The sequence below is a fragment of the Prevotellamassilia timonensis genome (genome assembly GCF_021531665.1).
In the GTDB taxonomy this organism is placed as follows: domain Bacteria; phylum Bacteroidota; class Bacteroidia; order Bacteroidales; family Bacteroidaceae; genus Alloprevotella.
This window is the reverse complement of record NZ_JADYUH010000008.1, coordinates 43,907-58,905: the sequence shown is the minus strand read 5'-3', so window position 1 is coordinate 58,905 and position 14,999 is coordinate 43,907. Positions and strand designations below refer to the sequence as shown.

12 protein-coding genes and 1 pseudogene are annotated in these 14,999 nt (G+C 51.7%); 10 read left to right on the top strand and 3 right to left on the bottom strand.

The window, feature by feature from the left end; translation table 11 throughout:
* Window positions 1-231 (bottom strand): annotated as a pseudogene (locus I6E40_RS03300) (IS110 family transposase); the annotation flags it as partial.
* A 479-nt stretch (window positions 232-710) separates the two neighbouring features.
* Between I6E40_RS03300 and I6E40_RS03295 the strand changes: the two are divergent.
* A complete protein-coding gene (locus tag I6E40_RS03295; protein WP_235385483.1) occupies window positions 711-1,523 on the top strand; it encodes a metallophosphoesterase family protein in 813 nt (270 codons plus the stop codon).
* The gene (locus tag I6E40_RS03290) at window positions 1,504-2,334 is read left to right on the top strand and encodes a hypothetical protein (protein ID WP_235385482.1); all 831 of its coding nucleotides are present in this window, start codon (window positions 1,504-1,506) and stop codon (window positions 2,332-2,334) included. The genes I6E40_RS03295 and I6E40_RS03290 overlap by 20 nt, the downstream gene beginning before the upstream one ends.
* A 33-nt stretch (window positions 2,335-2,367) precedes the next feature.
* Here I6E40_RS03290 and tsaE read toward each other — a convergent pair whose 3' ends face one another.
* Complete coding sequence (gene tsaE / locus I6E40_RS03285; RefSeq protein WP_235385481.1) at window positions 2,368-2,781, bottom strand: tRNA (adenosine(37)-N6)-threonylcarbamoyltransferase complex ATPase subunit type 1 TsaE; 414 nt, start codon at window positions 2,779-2,781, stop codon at window positions 2,368-2,370.
* A gap of 248 nt (window positions 2,782-3,029) precedes the next feature.
* On the opposite strand from tsaE, the gene cysC reads away from it, so the two are divergent.
* From cysC to cysN, 8 genes are all read left to right on the top strand, one after another.
* Entirely contained in the window at window positions 3,030-3,626 is a 597-nt protein-coding gene (gene cysC, locus I6E40_RS03280) for an adenylyl-sulfate kinase (RefSeq protein WP_235385486.1), read from the top strand.
* Window positions 3,623-4,567 (top strand): cation diffusion facilitator family transporter, encoded by a 945-nt coding sequence (locus I6E40_RS03275; protein WP_235385480.1) that lies wholly within the window; start codon window positions 3,623-3,625, stop codon window positions 4,565-4,567. Before cysC ends, I6E40_RS03275 begins: the two co-directional genes overlap by 4 nt.
* 216 nt (window positions 4,568-4,783) lie before the next feature.
* Window positions 4,784-5,569, top strand: coding sequence for a polyphosphate polymerase domain-containing protein (locus I6E40_RS03270; RefSeq protein WP_235385479.1), 786 nt, complete (start codon window positions 4,784-4,786; stop codon window positions 5,567-5,569).
* A gap of 31 nt (window positions 5,570-5,600) precedes the next feature.
* Window positions 5,601-6,272 carry a DUF4956 domain-containing protein gene (locus I6E40_RS03265; protein ID WP_235385478.1) on the top strand — a complete coding sequence of 224 codons (672 nt, stop codon included), beginning with the start codon at window positions 5,601-5,603 and terminating at the stop codon, window positions 6,270-6,272.
* A 71-nt stretch (window positions 6,273-6,343) separates the two neighbouring features.
* Entirely contained in the window at window positions 6,344-7,216 is an 873-nt protein-coding gene (locus I6E40_RS03260) for a DUF2490 domain-containing protein (protein ID WP_235385477.1), read from the top strand.
* Between the two features lie 125 nt (window positions 7,217-7,341).
* Window positions 7,342-7,761: a hypothetical protein gene (locus I6E40_RS03255; RefSeq protein ID WP_235385476.1), complete on the top strand. Its 420-nt coding sequence runs from the start codon at window positions 7,342-7,344 to the stop codon at window positions 7,759-7,761.
* Entirely contained in the window at window positions 7,758-8,978 is a 1,221-nt protein-coding gene (locus I6E40_RS03250; RefSeq protein WP_235385475.1) for a carbohydrate-binding domain-containing protein, read from the top strand. The genes I6E40_RS03255 and I6E40_RS03250 overlap by 4 nt, the downstream gene beginning before the upstream one ends.
* A gap of 173 nt (window positions 8,979-9,151) precedes the next feature.
* Window positions 9,152-10,573: a sulfate adenylyltransferase subunit CysN gene (cysN, locus tag I6E40_RS03245; RefSeq protein ID WP_235385485.1), complete on the top strand. Its 1,422-nt coding sequence runs from the start codon at window positions 9,152-9,154 to the stop codon at window positions 10,571-10,573.
* Window positions 10,574-10,799: 226 nt separating this feature from the next.
* Here cysN and I6E40_RS03240 read toward each other — a convergent pair whose 3' ends face one another.
* Window positions 10,800-14,846: a DEAD/DEAH box helicase gene (locus I6E40_RS03240; protein ID WP_235385474.1), complete on the bottom strand. Its 4,047-nt coding sequence runs from the start codon at window positions 14,844-14,846 to the stop codon at window positions 10,800-10,802.
* Window positions 14,847-14,999 lie beyond the last annotated feature (153 nt).

Genomic DNA, 14,999 nt, shown 5'->3' with positions numbered 1-14,999 from the left:
AAGTTTGTAGTGGACTGAGAATCCACAAAACCCCGCCTCGTATGCACTTTTGAAGTGTGCATCTGGAAATTTTCTGTTCAGTGTATCAAAGAGCACTTTCGCATCCGAACGCTGGCTGAATGAAAACTTATAGCCACTTTCTGTGATGGAAACAACGTGCCAGGTCTTCAAGTGTACGTCAATGCCGACGAAAATGTTTTGTCCTTTGAAAGAGACTTTGTACTTTTGCATAGGTGTAATTTGATTTGGTTTATTGATTTTTATATTTGATCATCCAAAAATAATAATACCATTTCATTTACACCACTTTTTTTGACAATTCCTTCTTGAACGACTCTTTATATAAAGCGGCAGCCTAATTCTATGAAAAACACTCGGGGGAAGGCGTCGCCAAGGGGGCAGACAGCCCCCGTTGAGACATTCACTTGCGTCTGATTTAGCCATAGTGAGCGGTTTCTCGTTGCAAACATAGTAATTTGTCTTTAACCCTTTTTCTTTTTGTCCCTTTGTCTCTTCCTCTCTTAGTCTCTTAGTCTCTTAGTCTCTTTGACTCTTAGTCTCTTAGTCTCTTTGTCCCTTTGTCTTTTTGTCTCTTTGTCCCTTTGTCTCTTTGTCCCTTAGTTCCCAGCTTCTGTCCGTGTGAAAACCTGTGTGTGAAAAAATGAGGGAACGAAGGGTGGCGGGAAAGAAAAACTTCATACTTTTGCAACATGAAAACTAAAAAGAATCTCTTCGTTTTCTTATCTGCACTCCTTTTTCTTTCCTCTTGCGACATGATAGATTATCATCCCTACGATGGGCGCATCGAGGGACCGCATGGGCTCAATGCCTGGAACATTGCCCGCATTGAGGAAAGCTGCCGCGGAAAGAATCACATTCGTTTCGCTATCATCACCGACACGCAGCGCTGGTATGATGAGATGAAAATCGCTCTCGCCGACATCAATGCCCGGGGAGACATTGACTTCGTACTCCACACGGGTGACATGACCGACTTCGGCATGACCAACGAGTTTGAACTGCAGCGTGACCTGCTGCTTCGCTTGAACGTGCCGTTCGTCGTGCTGATTGGTAACCATGACTGCCTCGGCTCGGGTGAGAGTGTCTTTCGCTATGTCTTTGGTGAACCGAATTTCTCGTTCAATGCCGGTGACACGCATTTCATCTGTTTGAACACGAATGCGTTCGAGTATGACTATTCCATCTCTATTCCCGATTTTCGTTTCATTCGTGACGACCGCACCGCCTTGCCGCCCGAGGTGAAACGCACGGTTGCTGCCATGCATTCCCAACCCACTTCCGAGCAGTTCAACAACAACGTGTCCGACTTGTTCCAAGAAGAAATCAAAAAATTCCCAGGACTGCAATTTTGTGTTTGCGGGCATGGACATCACACCCAGGTCAATGACCTCTACGGCGATGGCGTCCTCTACTACGAATGCGGAGCGGCGAAAATGAGAGAATACTTAGTGTTTGACTTAAATGAGGACGGAACTTACAGTTATGAAGTGGTGGAATATTGAGCGTTATGGGTGTCGGCGCGTTTGTCTCGCCTTGTCCCTCCTTTTTCTCCTTCCGTGGTCTGTCTTTGCCGCGGAATTGGAATCGTTCATGACCGAGAACGACTCCACTGTGACACCGCCTGCGGTGAGTTCTCTACCACCCGACAGCATCAGAGCCTTGGCGCGGCAGTTGGGAATGGTCGATACGTCGGAAGTGCTTCTTTTCAAGGACACGATGCGCAACGTCCGTTGCGACTCGGCGCAGAAGAAGAGCTTCTATGAAAGACATCGCGAACGCACCCTCCGCGGTTGGGCGAATCTCATCCCGACGCAGTTCACTTTGCAGTATGCCGGTAGCATCGGACTGATGAGTGTCGGCATCGGGTGGCACTATGGTCGTCACGATAATTGGGAAACGGAACTGCTCGTGGGTTTCCTGCCGCGCTATCACAGCGGCGAAGCCCATACCACCTTTACCATCAAGGAGAGGTATGTTCCTTGGCATTGCCACATCAGTCGCCGCTGGACCATCATGCCGCTGACCACGGGCATTTTCTTCAACACCATTTCCGGCGATGATTTTTGGAAGACGCAGCCTGAAAAATATCCAAAGAAATACTACGGTTTTTCCACGAAGGTGCGCACAAACATTTTCCTCGGGCAGCGCTTTTGCTATCACATTCCCAAAAGAAACAGACTGATTCACCAGTCCATTTCTGCCTACTACGAGATTAGTTCTTGTGACCTTTACATCGTGTCGAAGGCGACGAACAAGGAGTATCCCTGGAGTCAGACCCTCTCGCTCGCCTTCGGTCTTCTCTTTGAACTTTGAGCGGAGAGGGCAGGGGAGACTATCGACATGGCGTCACTCCGCAACGATTCTTCGTTCGCCGGAGGGCAGTTCCTCCATGCGGACGGAGACTGCGTCCGAGGGAAGTAGATCCGCAACGAGGTCAGGCCACTCAATGAAGCAGAGTGCGCCGGAGAAGAAGTAGTCCTCAAAGCCCAGGTCCACTGCCTCTTCGGGCTTCTCCATGCGATAGAAGTCAAAATGATAAATCAATTCGCCCGAGACAGAGCGATATTCATTGACGAGGCTGAAAGTCGGTGAGTTGACCGTGTCTTCCACGCCCAACTCTTCACAAAGAGCCTTGATGAAGGTCGTCTTTCCCACGCCCATTGAACCGTGGAAGGCAAAAACGGTGCGGTCACCCATCCACTCGATGAAGTGGCGGGCGGTGGAACGAATTTCGGAAGGAGAGGAGATGATGAATTCCATGTGAGAACTGAAATCTATGAGAGAACTTTACCTTTATGGGGTGTTCGTAAATTAGGTTGAGTAAGTACTTTCTTTTGAACGCTCCTTATTCTGTAACTTATAGAACACTCCTTATAAATATATGCGTGAGTGAGAGCGTTCGCCGCGCCGTCATGAACGCTTCGGCGGTGGCGAGAGGGAAATGTGCGGCGAAGTTAGTGAAACTTCATGAATTTGTTTGCCGAAAAAGCCGTAACTTCGCAGCCATGATGAAAACCAATGAAAACATCTATCCGGTCTTTGACCGAATGTTGAGCCGAGAGGACAAAGAGTCCTTGCTCGGACAGAAGGGCGTCATGCTTTGGTTCACCGGACTCAGCGGTTCCGGCAAAACCACCGTGGCGCTCGCTTTGGAACGTGAACTCCATCGTCGCGGGCTCCTCTGCCGCATTCTTGACGGTGACAACATCAGAACCGGCATCAACGCCAACCTCGGCTTCTCGGAAGACGACCGAAAGGAAAACATCCGCCGCATTGCCGAGGTCGGTAAACTCTTCGTCGATACGGGCATCATCACCATCGCCTCCTTCATCTCGCCGACGCGCGAGCTGAGAGAAATGGCTCGCGACATCATCGGTGCTGACGATTTCAAAGAAATCTACATTTCGACCTCGCTTGAGGCTTGCGAAGCGAGAGACGTCAAGGGGCTCTATGCCAGAGCACGTCGCGGCGAAGTCAAGAATTTCACGGGCATCTCTGCTCCCTTTGAAGCCCCGGAGCAGCCTGCGCTCAGTCTCGACACCGCAGCCCTGCCGCTTGAAGAAAGTGTTCGGCAACTGCTCCATCTTTTGGGAATTGAGTCATGAAAACTCCAGAGCGTCAAAATCCAACTTCTCAGGCAGAAGCACAGGTCGGTGAGGCGGTACAGCGCCGCAAGGAAATCTACAAAGTAACGCTTTGGGGAAGTCTTGTGAACTTCGTGCTCCCCATCTTCAAGTTTCTCTGCGGTTGGCTCGGTGGCAGTTCGGCGATGGTTGCCGATGCGGTGCATTCACTTTCCGATTTCTTGACCGACATCGTTGTCATTGCCTTTGTCCGCCTCTCGGGGAAACCCTGCGATGCCGACCACGATTTTGGGCATGGCAAATATGAGACCCTTGCCACGGCGACCATCGGGCTCATGCTCTTTGCCGTCGGCATCGGTATCTTCTGGAGCGCCGCCGTTCAAATCTACGACTGGATGAACGGAGCCACGCTCAGTCGTCCCGGCTGGGTGGCACTGATTGCCGCACTCGTCTCCATTTTCTCCAAGGAAGTGCTCTTCCGCTACACGCTCCGCTGCGGGCGCCGCCTTCATTCTGAGACCGTTGTCGCCAACGCCTGGCACCACCGCAGTGATGCCCTTTCCAGCATCGGCACGGCAGTCGGCATTGGCGGCGCGATTGTCCTGGGAGAGCAATGGCGCATTCTCGACCCCTTGGCAGCCATCGTCGTCAGTTTCCTCGTGGTCAAGGTGGCGTGCGAACTGACCGTGCCAAGCGTTGAAGAACTTCTGGAGAAGTCTCTTCCCGAAGAAGAGGAGGCTTTCATCCGTGACACCATCTTGGAACAGCCCGGCACGTCCGACCCACACAATCTCCGTACCCGCCGCATCGGAAACTACTGCGCCATCGACGTTCACTTCCGAATGGACGGACAGACCACCATTGCCGACGCCCATCAGACCACCCGCGTCATTGAGGAGAAACTCCGCAAAAGATTCGGTGCGCAAACGTTCGTCTATACCCACGTGGAGCCGGTGAAATGAGCCGCGGGTGAAGGCAGCGGCATGAATTTTAGGCTCGTGAAGCGAGCCTTCACAATTTTGTAACGGGAAGTTTTGCGTAATTGATAGTTATCTTTACCTTTGCTCGCAAATTAATAGATTAACGAGACAGAAGGGATGGGGAAGGAACAACCACGGAAAGTGTTCCGTGCCTCATCCTTTTTTGTTTTCCTTCATTTGGGACAGACACAAGATGCTATGAAAGACCAAGACGCCCAAATTGAACAACTGCTCCAGGCACTTCCGCCCATCACGTTGGACGATATGTCTGCCATCAGACTGATGAAAAGGACGGACTGCAAATATCTCACAAATTTCCCTACGCTTGTCAAACTCCTTGAGAGGGTTCGTGGAAACTATTTCTCACAAGAAATTGACGGACATCGAATCAGCCCCTACGCCACCACCTACTGGGACAAGAAGGAAGGGCAGTCGATGTATCAGCAACACCAGTGTGGACACCTCCCCCGCACGAAAGTCAGGGTGAGAACCTACGTCGCCTCTGACGAATCCTTCCTCGAAGTGAAGAAAAAAGACAACCACGGGAAGACCCACAAGAAACGCGTGAAAGTGCCCTCGCTTCAAGCCGTCATGGAAGAGAACTTTGGAGAGGATTTCCTCGAACAAAGAACCGGATGGCACTTTGACGAACTCAAACCCACCGTTGGGAATCGCTTCAACCGCATCACGCTCGTCAACTTCGACAAGACCGAACGGCTCACCATCGATTTCAACATCCACTTCCACAACCTCGAAACGGGCAAGGAAAAGGACATGAATCCCATCGTCGTCATTGAACTCAAAAGAGACGGACGCGCTCCATCACCCATCCTGCCGCTGTTGCGAGAACTCCGCATCAAACCCTCCGGATTCAGCAAATACTGCATCGGTGCCACCGTCACCAATGACGCACTACAAGTGAATCGTTTCAAAAAGAGACTCATCAAAATCAACAAAGTGGCTCAAAAGAGTCCGCAATGCTAACCTTAACACTTCTCTTAAAGTTCTTTTTTTCATGACTTCCCTCTTTTCAGACATTTTCTCAGCCGATAACTTACAACTGACAGAGCCCATGGTGAACCTCATCGTCAGTCTCGCCGTCAATTCCCTCGTCACTTGGATAATTGTTCACTTCTTCTACTATCCCAAAGGTCACCGAAGAGACTACTATTTCACCTTCATCCTTCTCTCCGTCAGCATTTTCATGCTCATCTCCCTCCTGCTGCAAGGCTCGAGCGACATGGGCATCGGCGCCGCCCTCGGACTCTTCGCCATCTTCGGCATCATCCGCTATCGCACAGAGAGTGTGCCCATCCGAGAGATGACCTATCTCTTCTTCCTCGTTGCCCTCTCTGTCATCAATGGTCGCTTCGACTCCTTCACGCTTGTGGACCAACTCGTCATCAACGCCATCTTCATCGGCTGCGTTTGGCTCTGCGAGAACTTCCTCACGAACAAGAGTGAGGGATGCAAGTTGGTGAAGTATGACAACATCGACCTCATCCGTCCCGACAGAATGGACGAACTGAAAGAAGACCTCGAAAAACGTCTCGGCATCAAAATCAATCGCATCGAAGTCGGCGCCGTTGATTTTCTTACCGATATGACCATGCTCCGCGTCTTTTATCACGACCCCGACAAACGCATCAAGAGCATCGACCGCATGCTCAAGATTCCTAATCCCTAAGGTGCAGGAAGCCGCGGTTCAAAGCGTCCGCGGTGCGGCTCAAATGTTCCACACACAATTTTCATTTTCACATGACTCTGCCCATGTCCTTCATTCGCAAATCACTTCTCTGTCTCGGACTGCTCTCCGCCGCTCCTCTCACCGCCCTGGCAGGCGATGACTTCGGTTTATGGACGTCTTTCGGCGCCCAGAAGGATTTCTCCAAAAAGTTCTCCGTGGAAGCCGGACTTGACTTCCGAGCCGAGGACAAACTGCGAAGCGTGGAGCGCTGGGACTTCTCCCTCGGTGCGACCTATAAACCCTTCAAGTTCCTTTCTCTCGGCGTGGGCTATGACTTTATCCACCAGCGTAATCTCCAAGAGACGAAAGAGGATTGGGAAGTCGACGAGGATGACCCCTCCACCGTCATCTCCAATGGACTGAACGTGGACCACGGCTACTGGCGCAACAAACACCGTGCCGTCTTCGACCTTACGGGAAAAGTCGCCGCCGGACGCTTCACCTTCAGTCTGCGCGAACGCTATCAGTTCACGCACTATCGCAGCACGACCACACTCCGCGACAAATATCGTGACGAAATTCCCGCCAACATGATTGACGCTTGGACCGGCGAAAAACACTGCATGGAAGGACGTGTCTTCTCCAAACTCAAAGGACCCGATGTGAAAGAAAAAGAGTCCAAGAACAAACACTACCTGCGCTCCAGACTGCAGGTCGAATACAACATCAAACACTCGCCGCTCACTCCCTACGCCTCCTTTGAACTGAGTAACAACCTCAGCGAAGGCTTTAGCCTCGACAAAAAACGCGTGAGCGTCGGCACGGAATGGAAAATCACCAAGAAGCACCGCCTCGAGGTGGGCTATGTCTTCCAAACCGGAGCGGACGACGATGACGAGGGCGACCTTCACGCTATCTCGCTGGGCTATAAGTTCAAGTTCTGAGACGGTAAGGAACTGTCTGAGACACCACTTCCTCAACTGACAAAAGTTCATCTCTAAGAAATCAAAAATCAACTCAACCTAATTTTTAGAACACCCCTACACAAAATCAAAACCATACTTGCGCAATGAGAAAATTACTTACTCTCCTTTTTGTGCTCAGCACACTTCCCTGCGCGGCGCAGAGTTATGACTATCTGACGCTGCGTCAGACCAATGGTGAAGAAACCAGTTTCTCCTCCGACAAATTGAAAATCACTTTCGACAACGGCGTGATGAAGTTTGACAACGGCGTCCAAACGGCTTCCTTCCCACTCGGCGATGTCAGCAAGATGTTCTTTGCCACGACCTCAACCGCCATCTCCAATGTATTCACCAAGGGCAGCATCGCTCCCGCCATTCGCAACGGCAGACTCTCCGTGAAGTCCGGTGCAGCCGTTCAAGTCTATTCCGCCGATGGTCGTTCTCTCTCTCCGGATGCCACCTTCACTCCCGGCATCTATCTCGTGAAAGTCAATGGTCAAACCTTCAAAGTGACAGCACAATGAAAAAACTATACTCTTTCCTTTTCCTTTTCGGCATCGCCCTCAGCAGCGCAGCGCAGACCATGAGAGTTCACTGCGGACCGGTCTGCACGCTCATCCCCGCAGCCACCGCCGGCGACATTGTTCCCTCTGCTGACGCCACCGCTCTCACGGTCATGGGCAACACGTTCCACGTGGCAGACATCGACAGCATTGTCGTGGACAAGACAACGGTCTATACGCCCGGCTTGGTGGATGTGGCATACGAAGGCGCCAAGGCGAGCATCACCGTGGCTGGTGATGTCGCTCCTTTGCTTGCAGTCACCGTGACGGACGCCACAGTCAGTGTCCTCCAAGACCCGACGCTTGCTTCAGAGGTGACCTATCGTCTCCACGGAGCGAGCGACAACGGCTTCTTTGGCATGGACGGAGAATATAAAGCCACCGTCATCCTTGACAACCTGCAACTCGCCAACACGACACAATCCGCCATCAGCATCGAGAACGGAAAACGCATCAAAATCGTCCTGCCCGAAGGCACCACCTCCACTCTGGCGGACGCTGCCGGCGGCGTACAGAAAGCCTGCTTCTTCGTCAACGGTCACGCCGAGTTCTCCGGAGCCGGTGTGCTGAACCTTGTCGGTAACACAAAACACGCCTTTGCTTCTGACGAATATGCTCAATTCTCTGCCGGATTCGGAACGTTCAACGTGACTCACGCCGAGAGCGATGCCATGCACATCGGTCAATATCTTGATGCGCGCGGCGGCACGTTCAACCTCTCCGGCGCTAAGGGCGACTGTATCGATGTGGAGAAAACCAAGGACTTGACGGACGTGGACAACGGCTTTGTCAGAATCTCCGGCGGTACCTTCAACCTTGACGTGGCTGCCGACGACACCAAAGGCATCAAGAACGACAGCACGTTCTACGTCACCGGCGGCACCATCATCGCCACGGTTTCCGGCAACGGTGCCAAGGGCATCAGTGCCGCGTGGGACATGTTCATCAACCAGTCCTCCGGCAACGCAACCAGCATCAAGATGACTGTCAGCGGAACGACCTACATGCCCGGCGACCCCATCCTCGAATCCAAATGCCGAGGCATCAAAGGCAAACGTGACCTCACCTTCGACGGCGGCGACATCAACATGACCGTCACCGGCGCCAAAGCAAAAGGCATCTCCATTGACGGAACCTGGACCTACGTGTCCGGCAAGACCAACGTGATGCCCTCATGATAACTACTCCTTATTATATATAGGGGTGTTCTAAAATCAAGTTGAAAACGCAATCACTTTCTTTTGAACACTCCTTATTTCGTAATTTATAGAACACACCCTATCGGTATAGAAGAATGAACCAACCTCAAAACAACGCACAGAACGAAGAAGTTGTCGTTGAAGGACGGCGCATGTCCATTGAAGAATATCTGGACCAGGACGAGCGCAAGGATCTCTTGCGCCTGCTCACCGCCGGCTCCGTCGATGACGGTAAATCAACCCTCATCGGTCGTCTCCTTTTCGACTCCAAAAAACTCTATGAAGACCAACTTTCTGCCCTCGAGCGTGATTCCCGCCGCGTCGGAAATGCCGGTGCAGGAAAGATTGACTATGCCCTCCTCTGCGACGGACTGAAGGCGGAGCGCGAACAGGGCATCACCATTGACGTTGCCTATCGCTACTTCTCCACCAACAAACGCAAGTTCATCATCGCCGACACACCGGGACACGAGCAGTACACGCGAAACATGATTACCGGCGGCTCCACCGCCAACCTCGCCATCATCCTCGTGGATGCACGCACCGGCGTCATCACTCAGACCAAGCGCCACACCTATCTCTGCTCCCTCCTCGGCATTCGCCACATCGTGCTTGCCGTGAACAAAATGGACCTTGAAGACTACAGTCAGGACGTTTTCAACCGCATCGTCAAGGACTTCACCACCTTCATTGAGCCTTTTGATATCCCCGACGTGAGGTGCATCCCCCTCTCCGCGCTTGAAGGCGACAACGTCGTCAGTCGCAGCGAGCGAACTCCGTGGTATGAAGGTCCGTCTCTCTTGGAATATTTGGAAACAGTGGAGATTGGCAACGACCACAACCTGAAGGACTTCCGTTTTCCCGTGCAGTATGTGCTGCGCCCCGACCTTGACTTCCGCGGCTTCAGCGGCAAGGTGGCTTCCGGTATCGTTCGCAAGGGAGACCGCGTGCTCGCCCTTCCTTCCGGCAAGGAAAGCCGGGTGAAACGCATTGTCACCTATGATGGCGACTTGGACTATGCCTTCCCTCCTCAGAGCGTGACGCTACAGTTGGAGGACGAGATAGACATCAGCCGTGGGGAAATGATTGTACACCCCGACAACCTTCCCGAGGTGGGTCGCTCCTTCGAAGCCATGCTCGTTTGGATGGACGAAGAACCAATGGACGTCAAGAAGTCCTTCTATCTCAAGCACACGACCAACCTCACGCGCTGCAAGATTGACCATTTTGATTATAAGATTAACGTGAACACGCTGGAGCGCACTGCCACAGACCATCTTGAACTCAACGAGATTGCTTGCGCCACGCTGCTCACCGCCAAGGAAGTCTTCTTTGATGCCTATAAAGACGACAAACCCACCGGCGCGTTCATTCTCATCGACCCCATCACGAACAACACCTCCTGCGTCGGCATGATTCTCCGTTCTGTTTCGCAGGAAGACCTTCGCGAGTCCGACGCACTCCCCGTGCTTGACCTCAACAAGTTGGGCATCGCTCCGGAGCATCGTCCCGCCATCCGCACAGCCGTTGCTGAACTCCGCCGTCAAGGCTTGGAGATTCTTGTGCGTGAATGAGTCTCTGAGACTCGTTGAACAGTCCGGGCAAAACAAAAATGTGGAATTTCCACCGGAACGCTCCTGTGTTCCTTCGGTGGAAATTCCACATTTGTTTTTCATTCAAAGCCGCAGTTAGCGGGCTTTCAGTCCGTCTCAGCGCAAGGCATCCCGAATTTTTACCACGCCTTCCAGGTTTTCAGCCCCGCGTTATATAATCCCCAAAACGAGGAGGGGGGGCTTCCCCTCAAAAGTCAGCCTCACGCAACAGAGCGAGCATCTCCTCTTTGGACATGGCTGCGCTGACGTCAGCACCTTCGAGGAGGGCATCGGCGAGGTTCTTTTTCGTGGTGTGCAGGGAGAGAATCTTCTCTTCGATGGTGTGGGAAGAGATGAGACGATAGACAGTGACGGGACGCTGTTGTCCAATGCGGTAGGTGCGGTCTGTCGCTTGGTTCTCAATGGCGGGGTTCCACCACGGGTCAAGGTGGATGACATAGTCAGCAGCCGTGAGGTTCAATCCCAAGCCGCCGGCTTTGAGGCTGATGAGGAAGAGCGGCATGTCGCCATGCTGAAACTCCTCCACCAGCCGGGCGCGCTCCTTGGCGGGGGTGGCTCCGTCCAGATAGAGATATTCAATGCCCCGTGCATCAAGTTCTTGGCGTACGAGTGCCAGGTGGGAGGTGAACTGGCTGAAGACCAAGGCGCGGTGGTTGCTTTCCCCGAGCTCTTCAGCGAGTTGCAGGAAGGATTCCATTTTGGAGGAGGGAATCTTCACTTTGGGGTTTATCAGTCGTGCGTTGCAGGCAGCTTGTCGTAAACGCGTGATTTCAGCCAAGGTCTGAATCGCAGTGCTTTCGTTCACTTCCAAAGCGGCAAGTGCTTTTTCGCGTATGTTGTCATAGAAAGCCCACTCCTCGGGACTGAGGTTCACTTTTCGCAGAATCTCTGTTTTCTGAGGCAGTTCGCTGAGCACGTCAGACTTGGTGCGACGCAGAATGAAGGGAGAAATGATGCGGCGCAGTTGTTGCTGCCGTTGTTTGTCGTGGTCACGCTCAATGGGGAGGATGAATCGTTCATTGAACTCATTGAAGGACCCCAGCAAATTGGGGTTGGCGAACTGCATGAGGTTCCACATTTCGCTGATGTGGTTTTGCAGGGGCGTGCCGGTCAGGAGCAGGCGGAAGTTGGCTTGCAACTGCATCGCCACTTTTGACATTTTGGTTTCACGGTTCTTGATGGTGTGCGCTTCGTCCATGATGATGGTGGTCCATTCTTTGGATTGAAGGAGTTTCTCTTCTGTGATGAGAAGTCCGTAGGTGATGATGAGGATGTCAAAGGCTTTAGCATTTTCCACCATTTCCTTGCGGTCAGCACCTTGCTGTCCCAACCACTTCACGTTCAACGAGGGAGCAAAACGGGTCAGTTCGTCCCTCCAGTTGAGCACCAGAGAGGTGGGCACAATCACCAGCTGAGCCCCCTCGGAGGCACGACTCAGAAGAAGCGTGATGCTTTGCACGGTTTTGCCCAGTCCCATGTCATCTGCCAAGAGCGCGCCCGCTCCCCAAAGTGCCAGACGTGACATCCAGCGATAGCCCTCCTTCTGATAGGGTCTCAGGTCCGCCTGAATGGTTTTGGGAATCTTGATTTCCGCTTCTTCTGCTGAGCGGATTCGTTTCATGAGGTTCCAGTAGCCGCTGTCGGCATCTATTTGCATACCCTGTCCGGCAAGCGCGTCAATCATGGGAGCGTGGAAACCGGAGAGCTGCACCTTTTTTCGTTTTCGTGTGGTGAGGCGAGAGAGGTTCTCAAGGTAGGAGCGTAGTTCAGAGGTGAGGCGAACATATTCTTTTCCACAAACTTGAATGAACTCTCCCTTTGCCCCCTGCAAGCGGTCGAGCAGGTCTGACATCTTGAGTTTCAGCGTGGGACTGATTTCCACTTCCCCGTTCAACTCAAACCAGCCCGCGAGTGAGCCAACCGAGAGATGGAAGGAGGAGGGGACAAGCGCCTGACGTTTCACCTTGAAACGCTCGCCCTCCGGCCATTCCACCATGCACTGCTTGGAGAGAGGCAACAGCCGCTCCAACAAGTCCAGACATTCGGCGGCGGAGAACAGCCATTCGTGGGATTGGGTGGTGAGAAGTTCATAGTCCTGCATCACTTCCATCACAGCCTCCAGATTCTCTTTCTCTCGCTTCAGGTTTCGAGTGGTTTGAAGGCTCTTTCCGTCCACGTTGGTGGTGATGACCTCCATTCCCTTGCCGGGTTTGCACAGAGGAGGCACCTTGCCAAACGGTCTGGTGAACAGCACGCAGCGAATCTCTTCCTCCACGGGCTGCATCTGCAAAATGATTTCGGAATGTGCGCGACACTTCTCGGATGTCTGACTGTTTTGCAGCAAACCGCTCATGACGGTCACGTTTTGGCTCAGATTCTCCAACAAGTTCGTCAGTTTGGGCTTTGCTTCAAGAGGAAGAAGGGATTTGGTCAGTCCATGAAGAATGGTACGCTGCATTTCAGTCACTTGGATGACTCGGATTTTCTGTGCATTGACGCGCTCCACCACTAGTCCGTCCTTCAACTGGCTCTCATCGAAATTGATTTGAATCTCGAAGTTTTTTCTCTTTTCTGCCACGGAGAGTTGAATGTTCCCCTTTTCCACCTCCAAAGGCTGTCCGGTGTTCACATCAAAAACCAACGGATTCCCCACTAAAGCTGCAATCGCCTTTTCTCCGCAGAGAGAGTAGTAGTCTTTACCATACCAACCGTATGACTTGTGGTATGTCACGTGCTTGCTCACGGCATAGTCAATGGCTTGCATGCCTTCCGCTTGTCCTTTTGCAAAGCGCTCCAGCGAAACGACACGCCCGGCGGTCCATTTCACTCCGTCGCGACTGCTCTGCATTTTGACTTCTACGTTCCAGTTGTTCGTGTCCACCGCATAGACGATTCGTTTGCTTGAAGTTTTCTTCTCGGCTGTCTTGGAAGACCTTGCGGGATTGCTCATGATGAGCAGAGCGTCCAGCGTCTCCTCCCATGCCGGCTTCACCACGTAGGGGTGCAAAGAGGGTTTCATGTCACACTCTTGCGACACAGTCTCTCCACCCAGAGAGGGTTCATCATGAAGGTACTCCAACTGAAGGAGTTTGATTCCCTCCGATTGTATTCTTTGAAGGATTCTGTCTGCTCCGGCGGGAATCATGAGCCCGAAGTGCTTGGCAACAAGGATGATGAAAGCAGCCTCCAGGTCAGATTCTTTCGGCAAGGAAATTTCCTTTGACTTCATGTGTGTGACACCGCTTTGCGCAATTTCAGCAAGAATGGCCAAAGCCCCCTGTTGCAAATTCTCATATTGAATGAGTTCGTGAATCATCTTAAAGGAGGGCTTTGACACGCTTGGCGTGGCATAGAGAAGAGCCACACCATAATAGAAATTAAAGATTGAGGTCTCGAAGTAATTTTCATCTTCCGCCCGTAAGTATCGCCTGAATTTCTTGACTGCTTCATCATATTGTCCCAGCTTCACCAAAGCAATGTTGGAGAGCAAAGAGAGGAAGGATTTGTCAACCGATTCATTCTCCATGAGTTCCTGAAGGCAACCCCGGCGCAAAAGAAACTCCTGAAGCAAAATATAGTTGTTGAGAGTGTATTTGTCTTTTTCATCAAGTTCGGGACGATTGAGTATCAACTTTTTCAAAGCGTTGATTTCCTCTTCTGTACAAATGTCATACTGTAGTTTCCTAAAATACTCACTTGTCAACCACTCAAATAGGTCTATGCTGAGCCCTTCAATAAATTTATGCCATTTTTCATCCGGCATGATGTGTGTAAGCACCATTACCGGAAAAGGAGCTTCATCATCTAAAAAGACATACCATAGAAAATCCAAATCTTCTAGGCAGGCGACAAAGCTTTTTCCTTCTTTGAAGCGAACCACGGCACGCGTGAAGTCAATCATGTCATCGGGAACCTCACTCCGAGACGGAAAAGAAGTTCTAAGTTTGTTGATGCGGGTGTTCAGTTCTGACGAATTCAGTTCCTCAATCAACTTCAACCAAACAGCAGGCTGAATATAATAGTAAGTAGTATTCCGAAAATCCTCCTTGTCAAGGTGACCAATGAGTCCTTGCTGCATCCACGACTCAAGATATTGCTTAATTTTTACTTTTCGCTTGTTGAACAACGATGCGATTTTTTCAATTTTGTCGGAGGTGAGATAGTTGGCAGTCAAAGCCCAATAGAGCAGCGTGCGTGATTCGGCGTAGTCGTTGGGAAGCTGTATGTCTGACATGGGAAAGAGTGAAGAGTTGGCGGCGAAATCGCCCCGTTTGGTGAATAAATCATGCTATTGAGCGACAAAAATACCTATGTTCCCCAAGAAAGCAAAATATTGTTGCTTTGCATGTTCAAAAATCGTCACGAGTCGCTCCTTCCGCGGCTCTGC

What these genes read in the sequence shown, in the direction of transcription:
- I6E40_RS03295 (WP_235385483.1), top strand. Translation starts at nt 711, where the DNA reads ATGAAAACTAAAAAGAATCTCTTCGTTTTCTTATCTGCACTCCTTTTT.
- I6E40_RS03290 (WP_235385482.1), top strand. Translation starts at nt 1,504, where the DNA reads ATGAAGTGGTGGAATATTGAGCGTTATGGGTGTCGGCGCGTTTGTCTC.
- tsaE (WP_235385481.1), bottom strand. Translation starts at nt 2,781, where the DNA reads ATGGAATTCATCATCTCCTCTCCTTCCGAAATTCGTTCCACCGCCCGC.
- cysC (WP_235385486.1), top strand. Translation starts at nt 3,030, where the DNA reads ATGAAAACCAATGAAAACATCTATCCGGTCTTTGACCGAATGTTGAGC.
- I6E40_RS03275 (WP_235385480.1), top strand. Translation starts at nt 3,623, where the DNA reads ATGAAAACTCCAGAGCGTCAAAATCCAACTTCTCAGGCAGAAGCACAG.
- I6E40_RS03270 (WP_235385479.1), top strand. Translation starts at nt 4,784, where the DNA reads ATGAAAGACCAAGACGCCCAAATTGAACAACTGCTCCAGGCACTTCCG.
- I6E40_RS03265 (WP_235385478.1), top strand. Translation starts at nt 5,601, where the DNA reads ATGACTTCCCTCTTTTCAGACATTTTCTCAGCCGATAACTTACAACTG.
- I6E40_RS03260 (WP_235385477.1), top strand. Translation starts at nt 6,344, where the DNA reads ATGACTCTGCCCATGTCCTTCATTCGCAAATCACTTCTCTGTCTCGGA.
- I6E40_RS03255 (WP_235385476.1), top strand. Translation starts at nt 7,342, where the DNA reads ATGAGAAAATTACTTACTCTCCTTTTTGTGCTCAGCACACTTCCCTGC.
- I6E40_RS03250 (WP_235385475.1), top strand. Translation starts at nt 7,758, where the DNA reads ATGAAAAAACTATACTCTTTCCTTTTCCTTTTCGGCATCGCCCTCAGC.
- cysN (WP_235385485.1), top strand. Translation starts at nt 9,152, where the DNA reads ATGTCCATTGAAGAATATCTGGACCAGGACGAGCGCAAGGATCTCTTG.
- I6E40_RS03240 (WP_235385474.1), bottom strand. Translation starts at nt 14,846, where the DNA reads ATGTCAGACATACAGCTTCCCAACGACTACGCCGAATCACGCACGCTG.